Origin of the sequence: Bosea sp. 685 (genome assembly GCF_031884435.1) — a bacterium.
Lineage (GTDB): Bacteria > Pseudomonadota > Alphaproteobacteria > Rhizobiales > Beijerinckiaceae > Allobosea.
Genome location: NZ_CP134779.1, coordinates 4,445,421 through 4,469,419 on the forward strand (window position 1 = coordinate 4,445,421; position 23,999 = coordinate 4,469,419).

The window sequence follows — 23,999 nt, forward strand, 5'->3', positions numbered from 1 at the left end:
GCGCAAGACCCGGGATCCATCGTAGAGCTCCGGAGCCCTCCGATGGATCCCGGTTCGGTGCCGCGGAGCCTGTCCTTGGGCCGATCAAAGATCGGACCCGAGGGCGGCTTGCCCGGGATGACGGAGAGGCTGAGAGATTGCTGTCATGGTGCTACGCATTCGCCGCGCGCCAGGCGGCGCTGAGCAACACATTGGCGCCGGCGACCATGTCGTCATCGGTGCTGAATTCGGCCGGGTTGTGCGAGAGACCGCCGATCGAGGGAATGAACACCATGGCCGTCGGGCACAGGCGCGACATCATCTGCGCGTCATGCCCCGCGCCCGAGATCATCCGCCGGATCGGCAGGCCGAATTCGGCCGCGCTCTGCTCGACGCTGGCGATCAATTCCTCGGTGAAGGGCGTCGCCGGAAAACGGGCGAGATCGCGGATCGAGATCTGAATGTCGTCGCGCTCCGACAGCTCAGTGCAGAAGGCGCGGACCGCCGCCTCGGCTTCAGCCAGCGGCGCGTCGAGCGGGTTGCGCAGATCGAGCGACATCACCACGGTTTCGGGCACGACATTGACGTTGCCGGGCTGGACGCGGATGACGCCGGAATTGGCGAGCTGCCCGGGGATCGTCTTGGTCAACTCATTGGCGAAGATGTTGATCCGCGCCGCCGCCAGGCCTGGATCCTTGCGATAGGCCATCGGCGTCGTGCCGGCATGGCTCGGCCGACCCTTCAGCGTCAGTTCGAGCCAGCAGATTCCCTGGATGCCGGTGACCGCGCCAAGCCCGCCGCCTTCGCTCTCGAGGACCGGCCCCTGCTCGATATGCAATTCGAGATAGGCATGCGCCTTGAGGAAGCCCGGCTTTTCCTGTCCCTCATAGCCGATGCGCTTGAGCTCGGCGCCGAGACCTACGCCTTCGGAATCGACTTCCGCATGGGCGGCCGCAACGCTCATGCCGCCGGCCCAGACATAGGAGCCGAGCATGTCGGGGTGGAAGCGTGCGCCCTCTTCATTGGTGAAGGCGATCACCGCCATGTCGCGCTTGGGCGTCAGGCCAGCGTCGCGTAGCGCCGCCAGCACCTCGACGCCGGCGATGACGCCGAGCGCGCCGTCGAAACGCCCGCCGGTGCCGACCGTGTCGATATGCGAGCCCATGATGACGGCCGGCCCCTCCTGCTGCCCCTTCAGGACGCCGACGATATTGCCGATCGCGTCGATCTTCACCGCGAGCCCGAGCGCCTGCATCTGCCCGACCAGCCAATCGCGGCCCTGCTTATCCTCATCGGTCAAGGCCAGGCGCCGGCAGCCGCCCTCTGGCGTCGCGCCGATCATCGAAAGCGCCGTCAGGCGCGACACCAGCCGCGCGCCATCGATCCGCAGATTACTGCTCATTCGTCTCAAGTCTCCGTGAAGGCCATCGCCGCTGCGCTCAGCCTAGGCAAGATGCAAGCCGCTCAACCGCCGAGCAAGCCGGGCCGGCGTCTGTCGACCCAGCCGGTCGCGTCCTCATAGGCCTGCGCGACCTGGAGCAGCAGCAATTCGGACTGGTTCGGCCCCCAGAGCTGCATGCCCATCGGCAGGCCCGCCGCATTGAAGCCGGCAGGCACGCTGAGCGCCGGACAACCCGACATCGTCACCGGGATCACCACCTGCATCCAGCGGTGATAGGTATCCATAGCGCGGCCGGCGATCTCCCTGGGCCATGGCGTCTCGACCGCGAAGGGAAAGACCTGGGCGCTGGGCAGGACCAGGATGTCGTAGCGTCCAAAGAGCCCCTGGAGATGCTGGTACCAGCGCGAGCGGAGACCCGAGGCCTGCATCACCTCGAAGGCGGAGACCTTGAGCCCCTGCTCGACCTCCCAGCGCGCCTCGGGCTTGAGCAGGTCGCGCTGGGCCGGATCGGCATAGACGGGGGCAAGGCCCGAGCCCGCCTGCCAGGCGCGCAGCGTCAGCCAGGCCTGCCAGATCGATTCCGGATCGAAGCCGAGCGCAACATCCTCGACAACCGCGCCCATGTCCTCGAACGCCGCCAGGGCCTGCCGGCACAGGGACAGAACACCCTCCTCCATCGGCAGATGGCCGCCGAGATCGCCGAGCCAGCCGATCCGCAAGCCTGTGACGTCGCGCTCCAGCGGCCCGAGAAAGATCGCCGGATCCTCCCGCAAGGACATCGGCACGCGCGGATCATAGCCGGATTGAACCGCGAGCAGCGCCGCGAGATCGCGGACTTTACGCGCCATCGGCCCGGCGACGCCCAATTGCGGGATGAAGACCTCATCCGTGCCCGACAGCACCCGGCCATAGGAGGGGCGCAGGCCCAGCACATTGTTGAAGGCGGCGGGGTTGCGCAGCGAACCGGCATGGTCGCTGCCATCGGCCACCGGCAGCATGCGCAACGCCAGCGCCACCGCGGCCCCGCCGCTGGAGCCGCCCGAGGTCTTGCTCTGGTCATAGGCGTTGCGCGTCGCCCCGAAGACCGGATTGAAGGTCTGCGAGCCGAGCCCGAATTCGGGCGTGTTGGTCTTGCCGATGATGATGGAGCCGGCGGCCTTCATCCGCTCGACGAAGATCGCATCGGTCTGCGCGATGATGTCCTTGAACAGCGGCGAGCCCTGCGTGGTCGCGAACCCCTTGGCGGCAGAGAGATCCTTGATCGCCTGCGGAAAGCCATGCATCCAGCCGCGCGAATGGCCGGCCGCAAGCTCGGCATCGAGCACGGCCGCCTCCTTCAGCAGATCGCCGCGCTCGCGCTGCGCCACGATTGCGTTGACGCGCGGGTTCAGCCGCTCGATCTGGTCGAGGAAAGCCGCCATCACCTCCACGCAGGAGAGTTTTCGCGCATGGATCGCCTGCGAAAGCGCGACCGCATCCAGCGCCACGATGTCGCTGGTCGCCGCAGTGCTGACTGTATCTGGCATGCCTGGCCTGTCTCCTGCCGGGAAGAATCGGGTCGATGATGGCCGCAGCCCGCGCGCCCCGCCAGCGGCGTTTCCGGGCAGAGCCCGTGCGGAGGGCGCATCACGCGGGGCGGCCCGGCGTGCAGGCGGCTGTCCCCCGCAGTCCAAGGCAGGTACTTGCATCGGCTTGTCCCGAAAACCGGTTCCCACTTTTCGGGCCGATGCCCTAGAAGCGACGCCCCATGTCAGACCTCGCCCTCCCGTTCCGCCAGACCGCCCCTTGGCTCAACGAGACCCGGGCCATGCTCGCGTTGAGCTGGCCGCTGGTGCTGACCAATGTCGCGCAGACGGCGATGACGGCGACGGATGTGATGATGATGGGCCATCTCGGCCCCGACGCATTGGCCGCGGGCGCGCTCGGCTCCAATCTCTACATGGCCGTGCTGATCTTCGGCATCGGCGTCATGGCGGCCGTGTCGCCAATGATCTCGATCGAACTCGGCCGCAATCGCCACGCCGTGCGCGAATTGCGCCGCACCGTGCGGCAGGGCTTCTGGGCCGCCTTGGTGCTGGTCGGCCCGATGTGGCTGTTCCTCTGGCAGGCCGAGACGATCCTGCGCGCGATGGGCCAGGACGCGGCGCTGGCGAAGGCCGCCGCCTCCTATGTGCGGACGCTGCAATGGGGCCTGCTGCCGTTCTTTCTGTTTCTCGTGCTGCGCGGCTTCGTCGCCTCGCTGCAACGCCCCTTCGCCGCCTTCGTCGTCGTCCTGCTCGCTGTCGGTTTCAACGCGCTGGCCAATTGGTGCCTGATGTTCGGCCGGCTCGGCTTCCCGGCGCTCGGCCTGCCGGGTTCGGGGCTGGCGACGGCCTTGTCCTCGGCCCTGATGATGTTGGGCCTGAGCCTGGTCGTCAGCTTCGACCGCCGCTTCCGCCGCTACCGCCTGTTCGGCCGCTTCTGGGTCGCGGACTGGCCGCGTTTCCGGGCCTTCTGGCGGATGGGCCTGCCGATCGGCACGACGCTCGCCTTCGAGGTGGTGATCTTCAACGGAGCAGCCTTCCTGATGGGGCTGATCGGCCCGGCCTCGCTTGCGGCCCATGCGATCGCGATCCAGATCGCCTCGCTGACCTTCATGGTGCCGATGGGTATCGGCCAGGCCGCCACGGTCAGGGTCGGCCGGGCTTTTGGCGCCGGCGACCAGGACGGGGTCGCGCGGGCCGGCGCGACGGCGCTCGTGCTGGGCATCGGCTTCATGGCCCTGACCGCGCTCGTCATGCTGTTTGCGCCACAATGGCTCGTCGTTCCCTTCCTCGATGTCGAGAAGCCCGGCGCGGCCGAGGTCGCGGTGCTGGCCGCGTCCTTCCTGCTCTATGCCGCGATCTTCCAGATCGCCGACGGGGCGCAGGTCGTCGGCTCCTGCCTCCTCAGGGGGCTCGGCGACACACGGGTGCCGATGCTCTTCGCCGGGCTCGGCTATTGGGCGATCGGGCTGCCGCTTTCGATCGCGCTCGGCTTCTTCACGCCGCTCGCCGGCATCGGCATCTGGATCGGGCTTGCGATCGCACTCGCCATCGTCGCGGTCTTGATGCTCGGCCGCTGGCGAGCCCGCGACAGGCTCGGCCTCGTCACCGCGCTCTGATTGCATCGGCGCGATCCGTCTCTCAGTCTAAGAGTGAGAGCAGGATCAATGCGAAAAACCGGTTCCCACTTTTTCGCATCCTGCTCTATCATTCCCCCGTCGCACGTTCAGCCTTGGGGGAGGCAGGTCATGTACAAGGACGACGACGTTCAACGCATCCGGGACAGCTTCGCCCATCTCCACCGCCGCAAGGCCGAGACCGGAACGATCTTCTACAACCGGCTCTTCGAGATCGCGCCCGAGGTCAGGCCCTTGTTCAAGGGCGACATCAAGGCGCAAAGCGTCAAGCTTATGGAGACGCTGACGGTCGCCCTCGCCACGCTCAATGACAGGGAGGGCCTCGCCATCCTGCTGCGCAAGCTCGGCCGCGAGCACAAGGGCTATGGCGTCAAGGACAGCCATTACGACAGTGTCGGGGCGGCCTTGATCTGGACGCTCCGGACCTCACTGGGCGACGCGTTCACGCCGCGCGTCGAGCAGGCCTGGACGCAGCTCTACGCCGATATCGCCAGCGTCATGATCGCAGCGAGCCACGCGGAGTGAACGAGGAGGCGCCCCGCCCCTCAATGACTGTCTGGACATGTCCTGAGCCGTCATTCTGAGAGGCTCGCCCGCGATGAAGCCGATGATTTCAATGACTCTGTCTTGATCATCTACACACCGTCATTCCGGGCGCAGCGAAGCGGAGACCCGGAATCCATCGTAGAGTGCGTCGCCCTTCGATGGATTCCGGATCAGCGCCGCTTACGCGGCTTGTCCGGAATGACGGCGCGGGGATGGAAAGCGAACGGCCCCTGAGGATAAGCGCTCGGGAGGTTTCCAATCGGAGAGGTCTCTCAGAACTCCTCCCAGCCAGCGTCGCTGGCGCGGCTGTTGACGGCCTTCTTCACTGGGGCGGATCTGGCTGGAGCCTGTCCGAAGGCGGCCTCAGCGAGCTTGCGCAGGCGCGCGGGCTCGGAGCCATGACCGGCCGGGGCGGCCCTCACCGGAGCCTGGGCGTAGCTGGCCGATGAGGCAGCTGCGCCCTCTGGGCCGGTCCTGAAGGCTGCGACGAGGTCGTTGAGCTGGACGATGCGGCCCGAGAGCGAACCGGCCGAGGCTGCGCTCTGTTCGGCGAGCGCCGCATTGGCCTGCGTCATCTCGTCGAGATGGGCGACAGCCTGGCTCATCTCGTCGATGCCGTTGGCCTGTTCGCCCGAAGCCGCCGAGATCTCGGCGATGGTGGCGGCAACCTTCTGCGAGGCCGCCAGGATCTGGGTCAGGGCGTCGCCGGCCTGGCGCACCAGCTTGACGCCCTCGCCGACCTCGGCGTTCGACGAGGAGATCAGGCCGGAAATGTCCTTGGCGGCAGCGCCCGAGCGCTGCGCCAGCGTGCGCACTTCCGAGGCCACCACGGCAAAGCCCTTGCCGGCATCACCGGCGCGCGCCGCTTCCACCGCCGCGTTCAGCGCCAGGAGGTTGGTCTGGAAGGCGATGTCGTCGATCACCCGGATGATGTCGGAGATCTTCTGCGAGGCGCTCTCGATGCGCGCCATTGCAGCCACGGCCTCGGTCGCGATCGCACCGCCCGACTGCGCCGCCTGCATCGCCTCGGTCGCAATCGCGGCGGCCTGCTTCGAGGCCTGGGCCGAGGCCTTCACCGAAGCTGCGAGCTCCTCGGTCGTGGCTGCGGTTTCCTCCAGCGACGAGGCCTGCTCTTCCGTGCGCTTGGACAGATCATCGGCGCCCATGGTGATCTCACGCGCCGCCAAGCCGACATCCGCAGAAGTCGTCTGGATCGTGCGCACCGTCGAGGACAGGCGGTCGACCGTCTCGTTGATCGCGCCCTTGAGCTCGGCGAACTTGCCGCGATAGGCGGTCTCGATCCGGGCGGTCAGGTCCCCGCCCGCAACCGCGTGCAGGGCGGCCGCGAATTCGGATGTGGCTGAATCAACCACCGCATTGATCTCGTTGATGCCGGCGACGAGCTTCTGCATCTGCTCGTCGGCATGCTCGATCTGCAGCCGCGCCGAGAAATCGCCCGACGCCGCAGCCGCGACCACATCGCCGACATCCGTCACCACCGCTTCCATCGACTGCGCCCGCGCCAAGCGAGCGGCCGATGCCGAGCGTTCCTGCTCCTGAAGCACGGCAACCTGCTCGGTACTCTCGCGCAGCACCGAAACCGCGCGCGCCATCGCGCCGATCTCGTCCTGGCGCACAACATGGGGCACGTCGACCTTGGTGTCGCCGGCGGTCAGGCGCTGCATGACACCGCCCAGATCAATCAGCGGCCGCGTGATCGAGCGTTGCGCGAACAGCAATGCCGCAGCCAGTGACGCCAGCAGCGCCGCCAGCAGCACGGTCGGCAGGATCCATTGCACCTGCTTCGTAAAAGCATCGGCCTCCTGTCCTAGCGCATTGCCGGCTGTCTCATTCTGCGTGCCGAAGGCGACGAGGATATCGTTCAACGCCTTGCGGTTGGCGCGGTTGAGCTCGTTATTGCCCTGGGCATTCGCCGCCGTCGTCGAGACGTCGCGGCCAAGGCGGACGGTCTCCGAGCGGAAGGCGATGAACTCACTGATCGCTTTTTCGATCTGCGCCACACGCTCATCTGCGGGAGCGAGCCGCCTCAGATCGGCGGTCAGCTTGCGCAACTGCCCGAAGCGGCTCTCGATGCCCTTGGCGTAAGGCTCGGCTTCCGCCGCGGTTTTCGACATGTAGATGCCGCGCGCGTCCATCACCACGCCGGTAACGATGCCGTTGAGCCGTTCCGTCAGCAGCGCAATGTCGCCCTGCACGCTCGAGCGCTGGTTGAGGTCATTGGCCCGCGACAATGCGTAGAGGCTGAGCCCGGCGGAGACGACGGCGCCGGCTGCGACGATTGCCAGCATCGCGACGATCTTGATGCGAATAGACTTCAAGGACCCGGCCTCCCCGGCCTGTTGGCCCGGCGAATCGGGGCGCATCTCTGGCGCATCTGACCCAGCCGGTTTTTTGAGATGGTTAGGCATCGGCATGGTCGCTGCCGCAATGCGTCCAGGAGATCCGAGCCATGCGCGACCCGCCGCCTCTATGGCGGAAGCCGGAGCATCGATCGTCGCCGTGACGTTGCGACATCATTGGATTCACAGCGAAATCGCTAAACAAACGCTTAAAATTCGCGCTTTTCGGCCTATTCGAAGCCGATGAAGTATCCTGCAGGCACGATCTCAGGCATCGAATTCCCGCAATGATAGCAGGTCACTTATCGACTCCCGTATAGGGATTGTGATTGTTGCCGATTCGTCACAGCTTGTGTCCGCCACAATTTCGCCACGCACTGTTCACCCCACGGCCATCTCGCACACCTTGAAAGAGGCATCGGGGTAAGGCGTGGAACTTGAGCGTCGCTCCTTCGTTTTCATCGCCGCCCGCCAGATTCACGCATCGAGCCCCCATCCAATGTCCTTCGTGCCCTCCGCCTTCGCCAGCCTCCCCCTCAAGCGCCTCGCGGCGCTGCTAATGCCCCTTCTGCTCGCGGCCTGCGTGAGCACGCGGCAGGAGCCCTTCGAGGCGGCGCACGCGCCCGGCGTCAGCGCCGAATACCTCGCCATGTATGGCGACCAGCCCGATGAGACCTACCCGCTGCCGGCGACCGATGTTTCGGAGGTCGATCCGAAGTTCCTGCGCCAGGAAGTGTCGTATCCGACACGCGAGAGGCCCGGCACCATCGTCGTCGATACCGACAACCGCTTCCTCTATCTCGTCCGCGAGAACGGCCGTGCCATCCGCTACGGCATCGGCGTCGGCAAGCAGGGCATGTCCTGGCGCGGGCGCGCCACCGTCGGCCGCAAGGGAACCTGGCCGCGCTGGACCCCGACGCCTGCGATGATCGCGCGCGATCCGGCGAAGAACGGCCCCTGGGCCGGCGGCATGCAGGCCGGCCTCGACAACCCGCTCGGCGCGCGCGCACTCTATCTCTACCAGGGCGACCGCGACACGATGTACCGCATCCACGGCACTTCGGAGCCCTGGTCGATCGGCCAGTCGGTCTCCAGCGGCTGCATCCGGATGTTCAATCAGGACATCATCGACCTGCACAGCCGGGTGCCGACCGGAACCACCGTCGTCGTGCTGAACCGCGGCACCTTGCTGACGCCGGCCCCGGGCGAGAACTTCGACGAGTTCACCTCCGACACGATGTGAGGCCAGGGCCATGTCCGATCCGGCAGGATCGGACATGGCCCTCGGACTTCGCCTTGCCGCACTTTTTCGGGCGAACCGGTATCCACGTCGCTCGAAAACGCTTTAGCTGACGGTTCCTGGCCCCCGCCTTGATACCGTCACACGCACCCACCACCTCTTGATGCGGCGGCGCGACCGCGCCGCCCAGAACGAGAGGAGATGACGATGACGCCGCAAGAACGCGACGTGATCGCCGGGATTTTCGACCGCCTGAAACAGGCGGCCAACCAGCCCCGCGACCCCGAGGCTGAGCGCTTCATCTCAGACCGCCTGCGCGAGCAGCCCTATGCGCCCTACGCCATGGCGCAGGCCGTCTATGTGCAGGAACAAGCGCTGACCAACCTGCAGGCGCAGGTCGAGGATCTGCAGGCGCAAATCCGCGATCTGCAGAGCCGGCCGGCCGAGCCCGCCCCCCAATCCGGCGGCTTCCTGTCTGGCATCTTCGGCGGCGCGCCACGCGCTCCCGAGCCGCAGCGTGCGGGCTCCGTGCCTGCCTTTCCGCAGCGCTCGGCGGGGCAACCCTCCCCGGCCTGGAACAGCCCGCAGCCCGGCGCGATGCAGGCGGCTCCGATGCAACCCGGCATGCAAGCGCCCCAGCCCGGCCCCTGGCCCGGTCAGGCGGCTGCGCCCCAGGCTCCAGCCGGCGGCGGCTTCATGGCCAGCGCGCTCACGACCGCAGCCGGCGTCGCCGGCGGCATGGTGCTCGGCAATGTCCTGACCAACGCCTTCGGCGGTCACGGCGGCGGCGCGGGAGCGGCCAAGGCGGCCGATCTGAGCTCGATCTCGGACAGCGCCAAGTTCAACCCGCCGACGCCCGACGCCACCAAGAACGACGCCGCCAGCACGCAGAATGCCGGCGACAACGCGAACTACAATGACGGCTCGTCCGACCCGGCGAACTACCAGAACGCCAGCACCGACGCGCCTGCCGATGAGGGCTATGACGACGGCTCCAGCTTCGCCGGAGACGACGACGATAGCTGGACCTGATCGCGCGCGCTGCTGAAGCGCAGCGTCGACAAACACGAAGCCCGCCCGGTTCGCGCCGGGCGGGCTTTCGCTTTTTCTACCCTCGAAGGCAGCGCGCCTCAGATCACCAGGACCTTCGCGCCGACACGGACGCGTTCATAGAGATCCGTGACATCGTCATTGGTCATGCGGATGCAGCCCGAGGAGACCGCCTGGCCGATCGTATATGGCTCATTGGTGCCGTGGATGCGGTAAAGCGTGGAGCCGAGATACATGGCGCGCGCGCCCAGCGGGTTCTCAGGCCCCCCTTGCATGAAACGCGGCAGGTCGGGGCGGCGCTTCAGCATCTCCGCCGGCGGCGTCCAGCTCGGCCATTCCGCCTTGCGGCTGACCGTCTTCATGCCCGCCCAGGAGAAACCGGGGCGGCCGACGCCGATGCCGTAGCGCAAGGCGCGCCCGCCGGGCTGGACCAGAAAGAGAAAGCGCTGCGGCGTGTCGATGATGATCGTGCCGGGCTTCTGCGGGCCGTCATAGGCGACCTCCTGCTTGCGGAAGCGCGGATCGATGACGCGCTCGATCGGGCGCTCCATCTCGACAGGCTCGCCGAGCGCGGCCATGCGGCGGCCGGGCGCACGCGGCTGGGCCGCGGGCTCGAAGGGATCGGCCGGATAGGCCGCGGCCTGGGCGCTGCGCCCATAGGTGGCGTAGGCGCCCGGGCGATTATAGACCGCCCCGCCCCGGCCCATCGGCGTCGGGTCGCGGCCGGTCATCAGCATCTCGATGAAACCGCCGCCGTAATTGCCCCGCCCCGAGGAGGCGGTCGCCATCGGATCGCCCGGCAGCGGCTGGGCATAGTTCTGGGCGAGGGCCGGCCCGCTCAGCACAAGGGCGGCGAGCGGCAGGAAAAGGACTGGACGCATGATGCAACTCTCTCGACATCAACCTGCCCAAGAGCCTGCCGAGCGGCAGGAGAAGGAATGGTGAATCGTTGACTCTACAGCGCGCGGCAGGCGGTTAATCCCGCCAAATCAACGAATTAACCTTAGCGATCCGGCAAGGGACAAGGTGAACGAAGCGTTGCGACTCCCGCCTCAGGCATCCGCAGGGGCCTGTCTCAGCTGCGCGGGATTCGCCGGGTCGCCCACCAGAGCCGCGCCGTCGTGCGGCAGCGCGCGACGTCGCAGGCGAGGATGAGTGTGCCATAGACCGCGACGCCCACAGTGACCTGCAAGGCCAATTCGACCGGGGCGGAGAATTGCCGTCGCAACGGCCAGATCACCGCCGCCATCACGGCCGTCGCCAGCACGACCAGGACGCAATCGCGCAGCGGCGGCAAAACCGGCAGCACGCGCAAGGCCGCCGTCGCCATCACCGCGAGCACGACCAGGAAGGCCGCCGTCTGGCCAAAGGCATAGGCGGCCGGCCCGAGCGTCGCCGCCAGGCCGAGCCCGAGCGCGAGATTGACGCCAAGCCCGAGCAGCGCGGCAAGCGTCGCGATGCCGGTGCGCTTGCCGATCAGGAAGACCGGGTAGAAGGCGGCCTGGAAGATCGTGATCGCGGCGAAGCCCGGGATCAGGATCGCCATGTAGTTGGCGAAACGGCCCTGGAAGCTCGGCGGCACGATCAAGCGGTCGAAGGCCGGCAGCACCATCCACAGCCCGGCCGCGACCGGCAAGGCGACCATCAGCACGAGCAGGACGTTTTTGGCGATGCGCTTTTGCGCGGCGATCCGGCCGCGCGTCTCGTCGAGGCGGATGATCTCGCGCAGCAGCACGATCTCGAGTGTCGCCCCCAGCGTGCCGAACAGGCGCAAACCCATATCGGAGGCCAGCGAGAAATAGCCGGCCTCGGCATAGCCCTGCGCATCGGCGAGCAGCGAACGGTTGAGCAGCGGGATCAAGGAATAGATCGCATTGCCGGCGACAAGCGGCAGCGCATAGACGAAGAAGCCCCAGGCAACGTCCTTGCGCGCGGCGGCCAGCGAGAGCGGTGCATCGGCGAGCGCGCGGCGTACCGCCAGGAGTGCGACCGCGGCGCTGAGCAGGCCGCCGAGCAACACCACGGTCGGATCCCGCGTCCACCAGGCCCCGCCGACCATCAGGATCAGCGCCATGACGTTCTTGACGATGATCAGCCGGGCATAGGCGGCGTCGAGGAAGCGGGCGCGGGCGATCGCCCCGTGATAGTCGAACAGCCCGGCGCCGATCCCGGCCAGCACAGCGGCTGCCAGCAGCATCGCGGGCAATTTGAAGTCGATGCCAACCGCGACCGCGACGACGAGCAGGCCGCAAAGCGAGATGCAGATGCCCGCGACCAGGAGGTCGAGCGTCGCGCGGATTTCGGGCTGGGTCTCGCGAGTCGTCAGCGAATAGAAACGCAGGGCCGATATCCTCAGCCAGTCGAGCAGCGCCGTATTGACCAGCACGATGATGGCCGCGCCTATGGCGTAACGGCCGAACTCGGCCGGGCCGAGGAAGAAGGCGATGAGCAGACCGAGGACGAAGTTCAGCCCGGCATTGATGACGAAGGGCAGCAGGACGGTCATGTCGTCTCGGTCTCGGCGCCAATGCGGCAAGGATCCCTCGACTCAGGCAAGCGCCGGAATCGTGCCGTCCCACTGGCCTAGCGGGCCGGATGCGGTTTTCCAAGGGGAAGCAGCGCAGCGAGGCCTCGAGTCCGTCTGATGCCGAGCGAACCGCTGTTCTACCTCGTCGGCTGGGCGACGACGCTGGTCATCGCCATCGGCAAGAGCGCCTTTGGCGGCGGGCTCGCTATTCTCGGAATTCCATTGCTGGCGATCGTCACTGAACCGCTCGACGCCGCGATCATGGTCGCCATGCTGGTCTCGCTGATGGACATGATGGCGCTGCGCAGCTTCGGCGCCTCGACCTGGTCGAAGCCTGATCTCGTCTGGCTCCTGCCCGGCCTCGTCGTCGGGATCGGCATCGGCTATCTCGTCTTCGTCCGGATCGATCCGCGCATCGTCACGCTTCTGATCGGGCTGACGACGCTCGCCTTCACCGCGCAATGGTTCCTGAAGGGGCGGCTCGCGGCCCCGGGCTCGCGCCCGGTCTCGGGCAAGCTCGCTTTGCTGGCGGGCACGGCTTCGGGCTTCACCACCTTCGTCGCGCATGCGGGGGGACCGCCGGTCGCGATGTATCTGCTCGGGCGCGGCCTGCCCAAGAGCACGCTGGTGGGCACGACCATCGCGCTCTTCACGCTCGGCAACTGGCTGAAGCTGCCGCCCTATTTCGCGCTCGGGCTGAAGCATACCGAGGCCTTGTGGGGCGCGCTCGCGCTCGCGCCGGCCGTGCCGATCGGCATCTGGCTCGGGCATGTCGTGCATCGCAAGCTCGACCAGAAGACGCTGTTCATCTGGTGCTACGGCCTGCTGGCGGTCGCCGCTGCGAAGCTTTCGGTCGATGCGGCGCTCGCGCTATTGCGTTGAGGGAATGCTCACCTGCGGAACCGCACACTCGATCATCTCCCATTCGGACGTTCCCGCCCGAATGGGAGATGATCGATTCCAGGAGTTCAGAGCATTGCCTATGCGAAAAACCGGTGTCCACTTTTCGCGCAATGCTCTGGTCGTGCAGCCGCATAAGCCGTAAGCGAACCGCATGACCGCCCCACTCCCGCCCATCCGCGACGCCCGCGATTCCGATTCCGAGCCGTTGGCCACCCTCATCGCCGCGAGCTTCGCGGAATATCCGAACTGCTTCTTCGAATGGTCTGAATTTCCCGAACTGCGCGCGCCCGCCAGCCATTTCGCCGGGAAGGGCGGCCGGCTCTGGATCGCCGATGCACCCGGCGGCGGCATCGCCGGCTCGCTCGGCGTCACGCCCGTGCCGGAGCAGAACGCGGTCGAGATCACCAAGGTCTATGCCGACCCGGCCTTTCGCGGCTCCGGCCTGGCGCAGGCGCTGTTCGCTGAAGCGCTGCGCTTTGCGCAGGCCGGCGGTTATGGCGAGATGATGTTGTGGTCCGATACGCGCTTCGCGCGCGGCCACCGCTTCTACGAGAAGCTTGGTTTCGTGCGCTGGCCGGCAGCGCGTTACCTCGCCGATGTCTCAGAGACCTGGGAGTATCATTTCCGCAAGCACTTGGTAGGCCCCTCGACATGACGCTCCCGACGGCGCTCCGCGGCGTTCTCGGCATCGCGCTGCTCACCGCCATGGATGCTGTGGTCAAGGGGCAGATGCGCGAGCACCCGTTCATCGTGGCGCTGTTCATGCGCTTCGCCATGGGCAGCCTGTTCGCACTCATCTTCGTCGCCATCGCCCGCCCGCCGCGCCCGACACGGGCAAGCGTGATCGGCAATACGATCCGCGTTCCGGTCGTCGTGCTCACCGCCGGCAGCTTCTTCTATTCGGTCTCGGTGCTGCCGCTGGCGGAGGCCCTGACGCTCGCCTTCCTGGCCCCCGTCTTCGTCGCGCTGCTGGGCGCGCTCCTGCTCAAGGAAAAGCTCAGCGGGCGGATCTTCCAGGCGCTCGGCTTCGGCCTCGCCGGGATGCTCATCATGGTCTGGCCGCGCCTGCAGGGCCATGTCAGCAACGCCGAGCTCGGCGTTGCGGCCGCGCTGTTCTCGGCTGTGGCCTACGCCTTCAATCTGGTCCTGCTCCGGCGCATCGCGCAGAAGGAGCATCCGGCGATCATCGTGCTGTTCCAGAATGGTGGACCGGCCCTGTGCCTCGCCATCCCCGCCGCGCTCGCCTTCGTACCGATGAGCTGGGCCGATCTCGCGACCTATGCCCTGGCCGGCGCACTGGGCGTCGGCGGGCATTTGATGCTGGTTTCAGCCTATGCCCGCGCCGAGGCGTCACGTCTCGCGCCGCTCGAATACACCGCACTGATCTGGGCGAGCCTGCTCGGCTACCTGATGTTCGCAGAGGTGCCGCTGTTCACGACCTTCGCCGGCGCGCTGCTGATCGTCGCGGGCGCGGTGGCGGTGAGCCGGAGGTAGGCGCGGAGCGCGCTTCGCCGCCGAAAGGGCCGCGGACGCGCGATGTCCATATCAGCGATCCGCACCTCAACCGGATCGATGCCTCTGGTCGCGATCATGCCGCCTCCCGGGCCTGCTCGCAAAGCCAGGCGCAAAACTGCCGGGGCGCCAGGCGGGGGTCGTCGCTGCGCATCAGGGCAAAATGCCAGGCCGGCCCGCTCAGCACGTATTGAAACGGCGCGATCAACACGCCCTCGGTCAAAAGCGGCCGGAACAACGCGGGCGACAACAGCGCCACACCCACGCCCGCCAGCGCCGCGCCGGCGTCCAGCTCATGCGTCGGGTAATCGACCGCCGCAAAGCGCAGACCCTGCGGGGTCGCGCATTGCGCACCCTTGAACCATTGATCCCAGTCGGGATGCGGCAAGAGGTCGAAGTCAGCCAGCGCCTCCGGCGCATCGAGCCTCCGCGCCCGGAGCAGGGACGGCGCCAGCATCGGCGTCACTTCAACCGGCGCGAGCCGATATTCTTCAAGCCCCGCCCATCCGCCGCGGCCAGTTCTTATGGCGACGTCGAACGCGCCGGGGTCGCGGATATCCGCGGACACGTCGACCTCGATCACGGGCGCTCCCGGCGCTGGATAACGCGCCAGACGCGGGGCAAGCCAACGTGATGCGAATGTCGGCGGCGCCGTGAGCCTGAGAGGCGGCGTCGCCGCCTGAAATTCATCGAGCGCGCCGGCAATTCCATCCAGCGCCTTGCGGACATGGCTTGCCAGCACAGAGGCGGCGGCCGTCGGGACCACCCGCCGTCCGGCACGCGTGAAAAGCGGCTGGCCGAGTTCGGACTCCAGCGTACGCATGCGTAGGCTGACCGCCGCCGGCGTCAGATACAGGCGTTCGGCCGCACGCGCGAAGCTCCGGGCGGAGACGCAGGCTTCCAAGACTCGCAGAGATTCAAGGGAAGGCCGCATGATCAGCTTCTCCTCATGACCAGAGTCCCTACCAGCCTCTAGCATCTCCATTGGTCAGCTTTTCTTGTGAGGACGACAAGCAAAGCTCGTTTTGGAGGCAGGACGCCCTGGTTCAGGGTCGGGGCAAGAATAGGAGCCTCGTCATGTCCCTGCAATCTCGACACCTGTTTACACTGCTGATCACCCTTCACCCGCCACTGGAGCTAGGCCGGACGCCAGCCGGCGGCCGGCGCATCTTTCCCGTCTCGGGCGGACACTTCCATGGAGAGCGCCTGAACGGCGCGGTATCGCCGATGATCGGCTCCGATCTCCTGCTTGCTCGGCCCGATGGCACATTTCAGCAAGACGTCAGGCTCCTGCTGGTCGCCGATGACGGGGGTCTCATCCTCATGACCTATCGTGGTGTCAGGCGTGCATCACAGGATGTCGATGAGCGCCTGGGGCGCGGCGAAACCGTCGACGCTTCCGAGTATTATCTGCGCATCACACCGTATTTCGAGACCTCCGCGCCTGCGCACGCGTGGCTCAACGGTATTGTCGCGGTCGCGAAGGGCGGACGGTGTCCGGATGGCGTCGAATACGATGTCTTCGAAGTGCTCTAGAATCGGATCGATTCAGATGGGCTCACAAAGTGATCCCATCTGAATCCGTCGAAACCATATCGCTCGTGTCTCGAACGCTCATTGATCATGATCGTCGCGGGCGCGATCGCGGTCAGCCGGTGCTGACCCCGGCGGCCTCGATCTCAGGCGGCGCCGCAATAAGCCTCGATGCGATAGCCGTCCGGGTCGACCACGAAAGCCGCATAGTAATTGGGACCATAGGATTCCCGCAGGCCGGGCCGGCCGTTATCGACTCCGCCCTGCGCGATCGCCGCGGCATGGAACGCATCCACGCTCTGCCGCGTCGGCGCAACGAAGCAGAAATGCAGGTTCGAGCCGGGATCGGGCGGCACCGGCGTCGCGACCGCGCCGAGCCAGAAGGCGACGGCGTCCCGGCCATAGCCCAACGAGGCCTCGTCCTCGCTGAGGCAGCGATAGCCGAGCGCACCGAGCGTGGCATCGTAGAACTGCTTCGAGCGGGCGATCTCGCCAACGCCGATGGAAACATGATCGAACATGGTCGTCTCCTTGGTCAGAGTGGATCAGGGGATTGGGTCAGAGTGGATCAGGGGATTGCGCGGCGTTGCAGCCTCAGTGCGAACCTGTCGAGGAAAGGCGCTGGGGCTGCTGCCATCTCCGGGCTCCCGCTGGGCATATCCCTCGACGTAGAGCCCCGCCCCTCCCGGCGCTTGGGGAAAATTGCTAAATTGCGGCGATGACTGCGACCTCGCATCTTCTGGCCTCAGGCCCCGGCTGGCGCGTGCGGGACATCACCTGCACGGCGGGGCCGGGCGACCGCGCCTTCGAAGAACAGCACGCGCATTGCTGCATCGCGGCCGTGACGAGCGGCAGCTTCAGCTACCGCTCCACCCAGGGCGCCGCGCTGCTCGCACCGGGCGCACTCCTGCTCGGCAATCAGGGCGCCTGCTTCGAATGCGGCCACGACCATGCGGCCGGCGACCGCTGCCTCGCCTTCCAGTTCGACCCGGCCTATCTGGAAGACATCCTAGCCGGCGTCCCCGGCGTGCGGCGGCTCGCTTTCGCCCGCGCCCATCTGCCGCCCTCGCCGGCGCTCGCGGGCTTGATGGCCGAGATGGCGACGAGAGCGTTTTCGAGCGGAGTGGATACCGGGTCGCGTGAAGAAAACGCGTCGAAACTAAGGGCAGGAGCAATAGAACGATCCAGTTCGATCGGAGATTGCTCTAGCGGCGGCAGCACCGCTGCCTATGAGGAACTTGCGGTCCGACTGGCTGGCGCAGTGGCGGCGACGCTCGCGGATGCACTGCCGCCAACAACCGCGCCGACGGCGCGTGACGCCAGCCGCATCACCCAGGCCCTGCGATGCATCGAGGCGCGCTCCGACGAGACCCTGAGCCTGACCGAGCTCGCCCGGGAAGCCGCGATGAGCCGCTATCATTTCCTGCGGACATTCAAGGCGCTGATCGGCATGACGCCGCATCAGTTCCTGCTCAGGACACGCCTGCATCGCTCCGCGCTCCTGCTGCGTGGCTCGGAGCATGGCGTCGCGCAGATCGCCTTCGATTGCGGCTTCGGCGATCTCTCGACCTTCAACCGCCATTTCCGTCTGGCAATGGGCAAAAGCCCCAGCGCCTATCGCACGAGCCGGGACCGCGCCGCCTCAATATGCTGTCTTGGCACGTAAACACCGCGTCATCCTGGACAAGCCGCCCCCCGGGTCCGGCCTTCGGCCGGCCCGAAGACAGGCTCCGCAGCGTAGGGAGCCATCTTAGAGCGTCATTCTCGGGCCGGAAGGGGCGTCGGCAAAGGCAGCCTCTCCATCACGAGATGGTCCGGTCAAGCCCGACCATGACGCGCCTGGGGTCCCCGGCCTCCGCGGAGTTTATCCTTGGGCCGATCGAAGATCGGACCCGAGGGCTACGCCCAGGATGACGGCGTGGCTCGAGTATAATCAGGCCTTCGGTTTCGCTGGAAAGATCAGGCAGGTCTCGGTGCCATGCGCGAGCAGCTTGCCGTGCCCATCTCCTGCGCGGCGGTCGCTTTCGCCGGCGCACAAAAAAGGCCAAGCAAAAGCTTGGCCTTTTCTTGAATCACGACTGTCGACGATGCCAGTACATCCGTGGTCATCGTCAAAGAGGCAGTCAGATCACGCTGCCTGGAGCTGCTCGGCAGCCATCTTGCCAGACCTGTTGTCGCGGGCGACCTCGAAGCCGAGCTTCTGGCCCTCCTGCAAGTCGCGCATTCCAGCGCGCTCGACGGCGGAGATATGGACAAACACATCCTGACTGCCGTCGTCAGGCTGAATGAAGCCGAAACCCTTGGTGGAATTGAACCATTTCACTGTGCCGGTGGTCATGAGAAACCCTCCTTTTGGCAAGACCTGTCGTTCGCCGAACGAGTGCTCGGCGAGTTCAGAACGATTTCGAAAGGGGGATTTCATCAGAGCCGCGCCAAAGCGCGAAAATAACAAGGACCGTCCAAGCAAATATCGACAAAATTCAAATTAACCGCCGTCGCAAATAATGTCAATGACCGATTGTCACACCCCGCAATAATACGTTCGAATGAGCTGTAATCACTGGAAACGATACATTTATTCTGGTCTTCGACGCTTTTTCGACCGTCAATGTGCTTGAGTGAGCACGAAATGAACCGGCTCACGTCATTCCAGCAGGAGGCCCAGCAGAGGGCATGCTGGCAGCCGGATCGAGGCATTGGCCGAGCGACCGGCGAGCATAGGTCTGGGCGGACTTATCCTGCTCTCACTTTTAGATCAGAGGCGGATTCAGATTTCAGCTGGGATCACCAAGCGATTCCAGCTGAAATCATCCGGCTCTCGCAGGATGCGAAAAAAGTGGGAACCGGCTTTTCGCATTGATCCTACTCAAATTTTTTGATGAGAGACGGATTCAGATGTCAGATGGGATCACTTTGTGATCCCATCTGACATCATCCGGCTCCAAAGATCAGCGTAGCCGTCATCTTTCAATGAGTTCGCCCGTGCCAAAAGACACCTCTCTCGAATGGGACGCCGGCAGCCTGCGCCGGGCGGTTCGCGCCGCCGGTGTTGCTCTGTGGTCGTGGAACGTCGACGATGACGGGTTCGCGATGGACGAGCAGGCCTTTACGATGTGGGGCGTGCCGCAGAGCGACGAGGTCAAATTCGAGGATCTGTCGGCTCACATCCATCCTGCCGACAGGGATAGGGTCCGGGCGGCCTTTACCGCGACCCGAGGCATTGTCGGGCCTTATGAGATCGATTTTCGCATATTGGTCGGCGACGAAATCCGCTGGATATCGGCCCGCGGTCTCGGCGATGATTCCGGGCTTCACAACGGAGTGATGTACGGCGTCTTCCTTGATGTTACGGGCCGCAAGCAAGCTGAAGAGGGTCATGAACTGCTCGCAGGCGAGATGAGCCACCGGGTCAAGAACCTCTTGGCGATCGCCATGGGACTGACTCATATCACGTCGAGATCGACGACGACGGCGGCGGAGATGGCGTCCGACCTGACAGGACGTCTGGCGGCGCTCGGCCGGGCTCATGACCTGGTTCGCCCCCTGCCTGGGCATCAGGGAGCGGCAGCGCTTCTGGGCGACCTGCTCTCGATCCTGCTTTCGCCTTACGAGGACATGGGGGCCTTCAGCGGGCGCATTCGTGTCGCCGTTCCTCGCATGGGGGTCAGCGAGGGAGCCGCCACGACCTTGTCCCTGATCATCCATGAGCTGGCGACAAACTCGCTTAAATACGGCGCGCTTTCAGCCGATACGGGTACGCTCGACGTTTCAGGCACTTCCGACGACGACGAAACCACGATCATCTGGACGGAACGGGGCGGGCCTTCCGTCGAGCCTCCCAATGGAGCCGGCGGGTACGGCAGCAAGCTCGTCATTCGAAGCATATCGAGCCAGCTCGGCGGTTCCATAAGCTATGACTGGTCGACTGAGGGGGTCATCGTGACGCTCAAGATGGGAACGACCAAACTCGCAAAATAAGCCGTGTTTCTACTTGATGCCCGCCAGAACCTCCAATATCTGCGCCGCCCGATAGGGTTTTTGCAGGAACACGGTGTCTTGAGGCATATCGGCAGGCGCAGGCTGCGGGCGTCCTGATGCGACGATCAGGACGATAGGTGGCCAGCGTTGCCGAATTGCGTGGACCAGCTTCAGGCCGTCCATGGATCCGGGCATCTCGATATCGGTGAAGACAACCCGGATGTCCGAGCGGGTTTCCAATAGGATGACGGCCTCATCGGCGCCAATCGCCTCGATGACCTCGTAGCCCCCGTCTTCGATCATCGCGACAGCATCCATGCGGATCAGGGTGTCATCTTCGACGACAAGGACGACGGGGGTGGAGACGACGGGGGTGGACATGGCAGCTCCAGGTTGCCTTCCCCCAACCGCCCTGGAGCCGGATAGTTGCGTCGGTTCGCGATGAAACTGATCGCCGATGCTCACCCCGCCGCTTCGACGCAGAAGGCATGCCTTTTCCGGCCCAGCCACGATGCGGCAGCTAGGCGAGCTTGCTAGAGCGTTTTCGCCGGAAAGATCAGGCAGGTCTCGGTGCCGTGCGCGAGCAGCTTGCCGCGCTCGTCGACGAGGCGGCCTTCGGTCGTCGCGACTGTGCCGCCGCGATGGATCAGCTTGCCCTCGCAGCGCACCGTGCCGCTATCGGGCATGACCGGTCGGACATAGTTGAGCTTCATCTCCAGCGTCGTATAGCCCTCGCCCGCCTTCAGCGTGGTGTGCGCGGCGCAGGCCATGGCGGAATCGAGGATCGTCGCCGTCCAGCCGCCATGGATCGTGCCGAGCGGATTGAAGAAGCGCATTGAGGGCTTGCCGACGAAGACGACGCGCCCCTCCTCGACCTCGACGAGATCGAGATCCATCGCATCCGCGAAGGGCGGGCCGGGATGGCGACCCTCGACCATGCCGCGCAGGAAGCTGAGGCCATCCTCGGCCAGCAGGACCTCACGGGAAACGACACCGACCTCGCGCGCCATCACTGTCTCTCACTTAGAGGTTGAGAGCATTGCTTCTGCAAAAAACCGGTACCCATTTTTCGCGCAAGGCTCTTATCGTGCAGGTACACGTTAAGTGCCGAGAAGGCTGCCGGTCAAGCCTCGCCTCAGTCCGCCAGGCGTGCCACGCGGCGCAACGCCTTCAGCCCCTCGCGGGTTTCGCTCCAGCGCTCCTTGCCGAGACCGCCCTCGATCCGCTCCTGAGCCTGATGCCAATAGGGAATGGCGGCCTCGATCGCCGCCCTGCCCTTTTCGGTGACGGCATAGACCGAGGCGCGGCCCTTGCACGCGACGGGAACGATCAGCGCCTCGGCCGCCAGCAATTGCAGATTGCGGGTCAGCGAGGTGCGCTCCAGGGCGAAGCGCTCGGCCAATTCGGTGACGGAGCGCCAGGCCCCGGTGCTGAGCGCCGAGAGCAGCACGAACTGCGTGATCTTCAACCCGCTCGGGCGCATCGCCTCGTCATAGGCTCGCGTCACCGCCCGCGCCGTCATGCGCACATGCAGCGCCACGCAGGAGCGGGCGATATCGTCGAGCCGGGGATCGGGCACAGCTGTCGTCATTTCGCCATGCTAGCGTGTTCATTCGGCTTTGGCAGCAAGCCCCCGGCGCCATCTCCGGATTCACTTTATCGCCGGATGATTTCTTGACTCTCCGGGGGGACGCGCCTATCTCCCCGCCATCGGTTAGCACTCGACGATTGAGACTGCTAACAGATGCCCATCGCGGGTTCGCCATCGAGCGCCCGCATCGAAATTAGATCCAAGAGGAAGACAGAACCATGAAGTTCCGTCCGCTGCATGACCGCGTTGTGGTCCGTCGCCTTGATGGCGAAGAGAAGACCAAGGGTGGCATCATCATCCCCGATACCGCCAAGGAAAAGCCCCAAGAGGGCGAAGTCATCGCCGTCGGCCCCGGTGGCCGCGACGAAGCCGGCAAGCTGACCCCGCTGGACGTCAAGAAGGGCGATCGCGTCCTGTTCGGCAAGTGGTCGGGCACCGAGGTCAAGATCGATGGCCAGGATCTCCTGATCATGAAGGAATCCGACGTCATGGGCGTGATCGGCTGATCGCCTCGAGACCGCCTTTCCCGACATTTCAAAAGGAGTAGCTCTCATGGCTGCTAAAGACGTCAAGTTCTCTACCGATGCCCGCGACCGGATGCTGCGCGGCGTCGAAATCCTCAACAACGCCGTCAAGGTCACGCTCGGTCCCAAGGGCCGTAACGTCGTGATCGACAAGTCGTTCGGCGCCCCGCGCATCACCAAGGACGGTGTCACCGTCGCCAAGGAGATCGAGCTCGCCGACAAGTTCGAGAACATGGGCGCCCAGATGGTGCGCGAAGTGGCCTCGAAGCAGAACGACGCCGCCGGCGACGGCACCACGACCGCCACCGTTCTGGCCGCCGCCATCATGCGCGAAGGCCTGAAGTCGGTTGCCGCCGGCATGAACCCGATGGATCTGAAGCGCGGCATCGACCTGGCCGTCGAGGCCATCGTCGCCGACCTCAAGAAGAACTCCAAGAAGGTCACGACCAACGCGGAAGTCGCGCAGGTCGGCACCATCTCGGCGAACGGCGACGAGTCGGTCGGCAAGATGATCGCCACCGCCATGCAGAAGGTCGGCAACGAGGGTGTCATCACCGTCGAGGAAGCCAAGACCGCCGAGACCGAGCTCGACGTCGTCGAGGGCATGCAGTTCGACCGTGGCTATCTCTCGCCCTACTTCATCACCAATGCCGAGAAGATGGTCGCTGAGCTCGAGGATCCCTACATCCTCATCTTCGAGAAGAAGCTGTCCTCGCTCCAGGCGATGCTGCCGATCCTCGAGGCCGTCGTTCAGACCGGCAAGCCGCTGCTGATCATCGCCGAGGACGTCGAGGGCGAGGCTCTGGCCACGCTCGTCGTCAACAAGCTCCGTGGCGGCCTGAAGGTCGCGGCCGTCAAGGCTCCGGGCTTCGGCGATCGCCGCAAGGCGATGCTTGAGGACCTCTCGATCCTGACCGCCGGTCAGATGATCTCGGAAGACCTCGGCATCAAGCTCGAGACCGTGACGCTCGCCATGCTCGGACGCGCCAAGAAGGTGCGCATCGAGAAGGAGAACACCACGATCATCGACGGCGCCGGCAAGAAGAAGGACATCGAGGGCCGCGTCGCGCAGATCAAGGCGCAGATCGAGGAGACCACCTCGGACTACGACCGTGAGAAGCTCCAGGAGCGTCTGGCCAAGCTCGCTGGCGGCGTCGCGGTGATCCGCGTCGGCGGCGCGACCGAAGTCGAAGTCAAGGAGAAGAAGGACCGCGTCGACGACGCCCTGAACGCGACCCGCGCGGCCGTGGAAGAAGGCGTTCTTCCGGGTGGTGGCGTCGCTCTCCTGCGCGCTCTGTCGACCGTCAAGGCGATCAAGACCCAGAACGACGACCAGAAGACCGGCGTCGAGATCGTCCGCAAGGCGATCATGGCCCCGGCCAAGCAGATCGTCGACAACGCTGGCGATGACGGCGCGGTCGTGGTCGGCAAGCTGCTCGAGTCCAAGGAATACGCCTTCGGCTACAACGCCCAGACCGGCGTCTACGGCGATCTGGTCAAGGCCGGCATCATCGACCCGACCAAGGTCGTGCGCACGGCGATCCAGGACGCGGCTTCGATCGCAGGCCTGCTGATCACCACCGAGGCGATGATCGCCGAGCTGCCGAAGAAGGACTCCCCGATGCCCCCGATGGGCGGCGGCGGCATGGGCGGCATGGATTTCTGAGGAAATCCAAACGCCCATCTTCCAAGGG

At 65.6% G+C, this 23,999-nt stretch carries 23 protein-coding genes; 12 read left to right on the forward strand and 11 right to left on the reverse strand.

Annotated features, from left to right (window positions below; all coding sequences use genetic code 11):
* Positions 1–151: 151 nt before the first annotated feature.
* Both RMR04_RS21905 and RMR04_RS21910 read right to left on the reverse strand, forming a co-directional pair.
* On the reverse strand, positions 152–1,381 hold the full coding sequence (locus RMR04_RS21905) for a Zn-dependent hydrolase (RefSeq protein ID WP_311910506.1): 1,230 nt from the start codon (positions 1,379–1,381) through the stop codon (positions 152–154).
* A gap of 62 nt (positions 1,382–1,443) precedes the next feature.
* A complete protein-coding gene (locus RMR04_RS21910) occupies positions 1,444–2,907 on the reverse strand; it encodes an amidase (protein WP_311910509.1) in 1,464 nt (487 codons plus the stop codon).
* Positions 2,908–3,128: 221 nt separating this feature from the next.
* Between RMR04_RS21910 and RMR04_RS21915 the strand changes: the two genes are divergently transcribed.
* Together RMR04_RS21915 and RMR04_RS21920 are read left to right on the forward strand one after the other, a co-directional pair.
* On the forward strand, positions 3,129–4,523 hold the full coding sequence (locus RMR04_RS21915) for an MATE family efflux transporter (RefSeq protein ID WP_311910511.1): 1,395 nt from the start codon (positions 3,129–3,131) through the stop codon (positions 4,521–4,523).
* Between the two features lie 129 nt (positions 4,524–4,652).
* Entirely contained in the window at positions 4,653–5,066 is a 414-nt protein-coding gene (locus tag RMR04_RS21920) for a globin domain-containing protein (protein WP_311910512.1), read from the forward strand.
* 293 nt (positions 5,067–5,359) lie between these two features.
* On the opposite strand, the gene RMR04_RS21925 is transcribed toward RMR04_RS21920, so the two are convergent.
* Entirely contained in the window at positions 5,360–7,426 is a 2,067-nt protein-coding gene (locus RMR04_RS21925) for a methyl-accepting chemotaxis protein (protein WP_311910514.1), read from the reverse strand.
* Positions 7,427–7,946: 520 nt separating this feature from the next.
* Here RMR04_RS21925 and RMR04_RS21930 point away from each other — a divergent pair.
* Positions 7,947–8,690: a L,D-transpeptidase gene (locus RMR04_RS21930; protein WP_410492281.1), complete on the forward strand. Its 744-nt coding sequence runs from the start codon at positions 7,947–7,949 to the stop codon at positions 8,688–8,690.
* A 204-nt stretch (positions 8,691–8,894) separates the two neighbouring features.
* Positions 8,895–9,719 carry a DUF2076 domain-containing protein gene (locus RMR04_RS21935; protein ID WP_311910518.1) on the forward strand — a complete coding sequence of 275 codons (825 nt, stop codon included), beginning with the start codon at positions 8,895–8,897 and terminating at the stop codon, positions 9,717–9,719.
* Positions 9,720–9,817: 98 nt separating this feature from the next.
* Here the strand turns inward: RMR04_RS21935 and RMR04_RS21940 are convergent, their stop codons facing one another.
* Positions 9,818–10,618 (reverse strand): L,D-transpeptidase, encoded by an 801-nt coding sequence (locus RMR04_RS21940; RefSeq protein ID WP_311910520.1) that lies wholly within the window; start codon positions 10,616–10,618, stop codon positions 9,818–9,820.
* Positions 10,619–10,812: 194 nt separating this feature from the next.
* On the reverse strand, positions 10,813–12,243 hold the full coding sequence (locus tag RMR04_RS21945; protein ID WP_311910521.1) for a lipopolysaccharide biosynthesis protein: 1,431 nt from the start codon (positions 12,241–12,243) through the stop codon (positions 10,813–10,815).
* A 138-nt stretch (positions 12,244–12,381) separates the two neighbouring features.
* Here RMR04_RS21945 and RMR04_RS21950 point away from each other — a divergent pair, with 138 nt between their 5' ends.
* From RMR04_RS21950 to RMR04_RS21960, 3 genes are all read left to right on the forward strand, one after another.
* Entirely contained in the window at positions 12,382–13,146 is a 765-nt protein-coding gene (locus RMR04_RS21950; RefSeq protein ID WP_311910523.1) for a sulfite exporter TauE/SafE family protein, read from the forward strand.
* A gap of 172 nt (positions 13,147–13,318) precedes the next feature.
* Positions 13,319–13,822 (forward strand): GNAT family N-acetyltransferase, encoded by a 504-nt coding sequence (locus RMR04_RS21955; protein WP_311910524.1) that lies wholly within the window; start codon positions 13,319–13,321, stop codon positions 13,820–13,822.
* Positions 13,819–14,661, forward strand: a complete 843-nt coding sequence (locus tag RMR04_RS21960; RefSeq protein ID WP_311910525.1) for a DMT family transporter — start codon at positions 13,819–13,821, stop codon at positions 14,659–14,661. The genes RMR04_RS21955 and RMR04_RS21960 overlap by 4 nt, the downstream gene beginning before the upstream one ends.
* 94 nt (positions 14,662–14,755) lie before the next feature.
* Here RMR04_RS21960 and RMR04_RS21965 read toward each other — a convergent pair whose 3' ends face one another.
* The gene (locus RMR04_RS21965; RefSeq protein ID WP_311910527.1) at positions 14,756–15,613 is read right to left on the reverse strand and encodes a LysR family transcriptional regulator; all 858 of its coding nucleotides are present in this window, start codon (positions 15,611–15,613) and stop codon (positions 14,756–14,758) included.
* Positions 15,614–15,756: 143 nt separating this feature from the next.
* Here RMR04_RS21965 and RMR04_RS21970 point away from each other — a divergent pair, with 143 nt between their 5' ends.
* Positions 15,757–16,215 (forward strand): DUF3237 domain-containing protein, encoded by a 459-nt coding sequence (locus tag RMR04_RS21970; protein ID WP_311910529.1) that lies wholly within the window; start codon positions 15,757–15,759, stop codon positions 16,213–16,215.
* A 143-nt stretch (positions 16,216–16,358) separates the two neighbouring features.
* Here the strand turns inward: RMR04_RS21970 and RMR04_RS21975 are convergent, their stop codons facing one another.
* The gene (locus RMR04_RS21975) at positions 16,359–16,733 is read right to left on the reverse strand and encodes a VOC family protein (protein ID WP_311910530.1); all 375 of its coding nucleotides are present in this window, start codon (positions 16,731–16,733) and stop codon (positions 16,359–16,361) included.
* Between the two features lie 197 nt (positions 16,734–16,930).
* On the opposite strand from RMR04_RS21975, the gene RMR04_RS21980 reads away from it, so the two are divergent.
* The gene (locus RMR04_RS21980) at positions 16,931–17,878 is read left to right on the forward strand and encodes a helix-turn-helix domain-containing protein (protein WP_311910531.1); all 948 of its coding nucleotides are present in this window, start codon (positions 16,931–16,933) and stop codon (positions 17,876–17,878) included.
* Positions 17,879–18,340: 462 nt separating this feature from the next.
* On the opposite strand, the gene RMR04_RS21985 is transcribed toward RMR04_RS21980, so the two are convergent.
* The gene (locus RMR04_RS21985; protein ID WP_305693457.1) at positions 18,341–18,550 is read right to left on the reverse strand and encodes a cold-shock protein; all 210 of its coding nucleotides are present in this window, start codon (positions 18,548–18,550) and stop codon (positions 18,341–18,343) included.
* A gap of 632 nt (positions 18,551–19,182) precedes the next feature.
* Between RMR04_RS21985 and RMR04_RS21990 the strand changes: the two genes are divergently transcribed.
* Positions 19,183–20,190, forward strand: a complete 1,008-nt coding sequence (locus RMR04_RS21990; RefSeq protein WP_311910534.1) for a sensor histidine kinase — start codon at positions 19,183–19,185, stop codon at positions 20,188–20,190.
* 9 nt (positions 20,191–20,199) lie between these two features.
* Here the strand turns inward: RMR04_RS21990 and RMR04_RS21995 are convergent, their stop codons facing one another.
* The 3 genes from RMR04_RS21995 to RMR04_RS22005 form a co-directional block, all read right to left on the reverse strand.
* Entirely contained in the window at positions 20,200–20,571 is a 372-nt protein-coding gene (locus RMR04_RS21995) for a response regulator (protein WP_311910535.1), read from the reverse strand.
* A 152-nt stretch (positions 20,572–20,723) separates the two neighbouring features.
* Positions 20,724–21,200 carry a PaaI family thioesterase gene (locus tag RMR04_RS22000; protein ID WP_311910536.1) on the reverse strand — a complete coding sequence of 159 codons (477 nt, stop codon included), beginning with the start codon at positions 21,198–21,200 and terminating at the stop codon, positions 20,724–20,726.
* Positions 21,201–21,325: 125 nt separating this feature from the next.
* Positions 21,326–21,781: a MarR family winged helix-turn-helix transcriptional regulator gene (locus RMR04_RS22005; protein ID WP_311910537.1), complete on the reverse strand. Its 456-nt coding sequence runs from the start codon at positions 21,779–21,781 to the stop codon at positions 21,326–21,328.
* A gap of 218 nt (positions 21,782–21,999) precedes the next feature.
* On the opposite strand from RMR04_RS22005, the gene groES reads away from it, so the two are divergent.
* Entirely contained in the window at positions 22,000–22,287 is a 288-nt protein-coding gene (gene groES / locus RMR04_RS22010; RefSeq protein WP_069690314.1) for a co-chaperone GroES, read from the forward strand.
* Between the two features lie 46 nt (positions 22,288–22,333).
* The gene (gene groL / locus RMR04_RS22015; RefSeq protein ID WP_311910538.1) at positions 22,334–23,971 is read left to right on the forward strand and encodes a chaperonin GroEL; all 1,638 of its coding nucleotides are present in this window, start codon (positions 22,334–22,336) and stop codon (positions 23,969–23,971) included.
* The last annotated feature ends 28 nt before the right edge of the window (positions 23,972–23,999 follow it).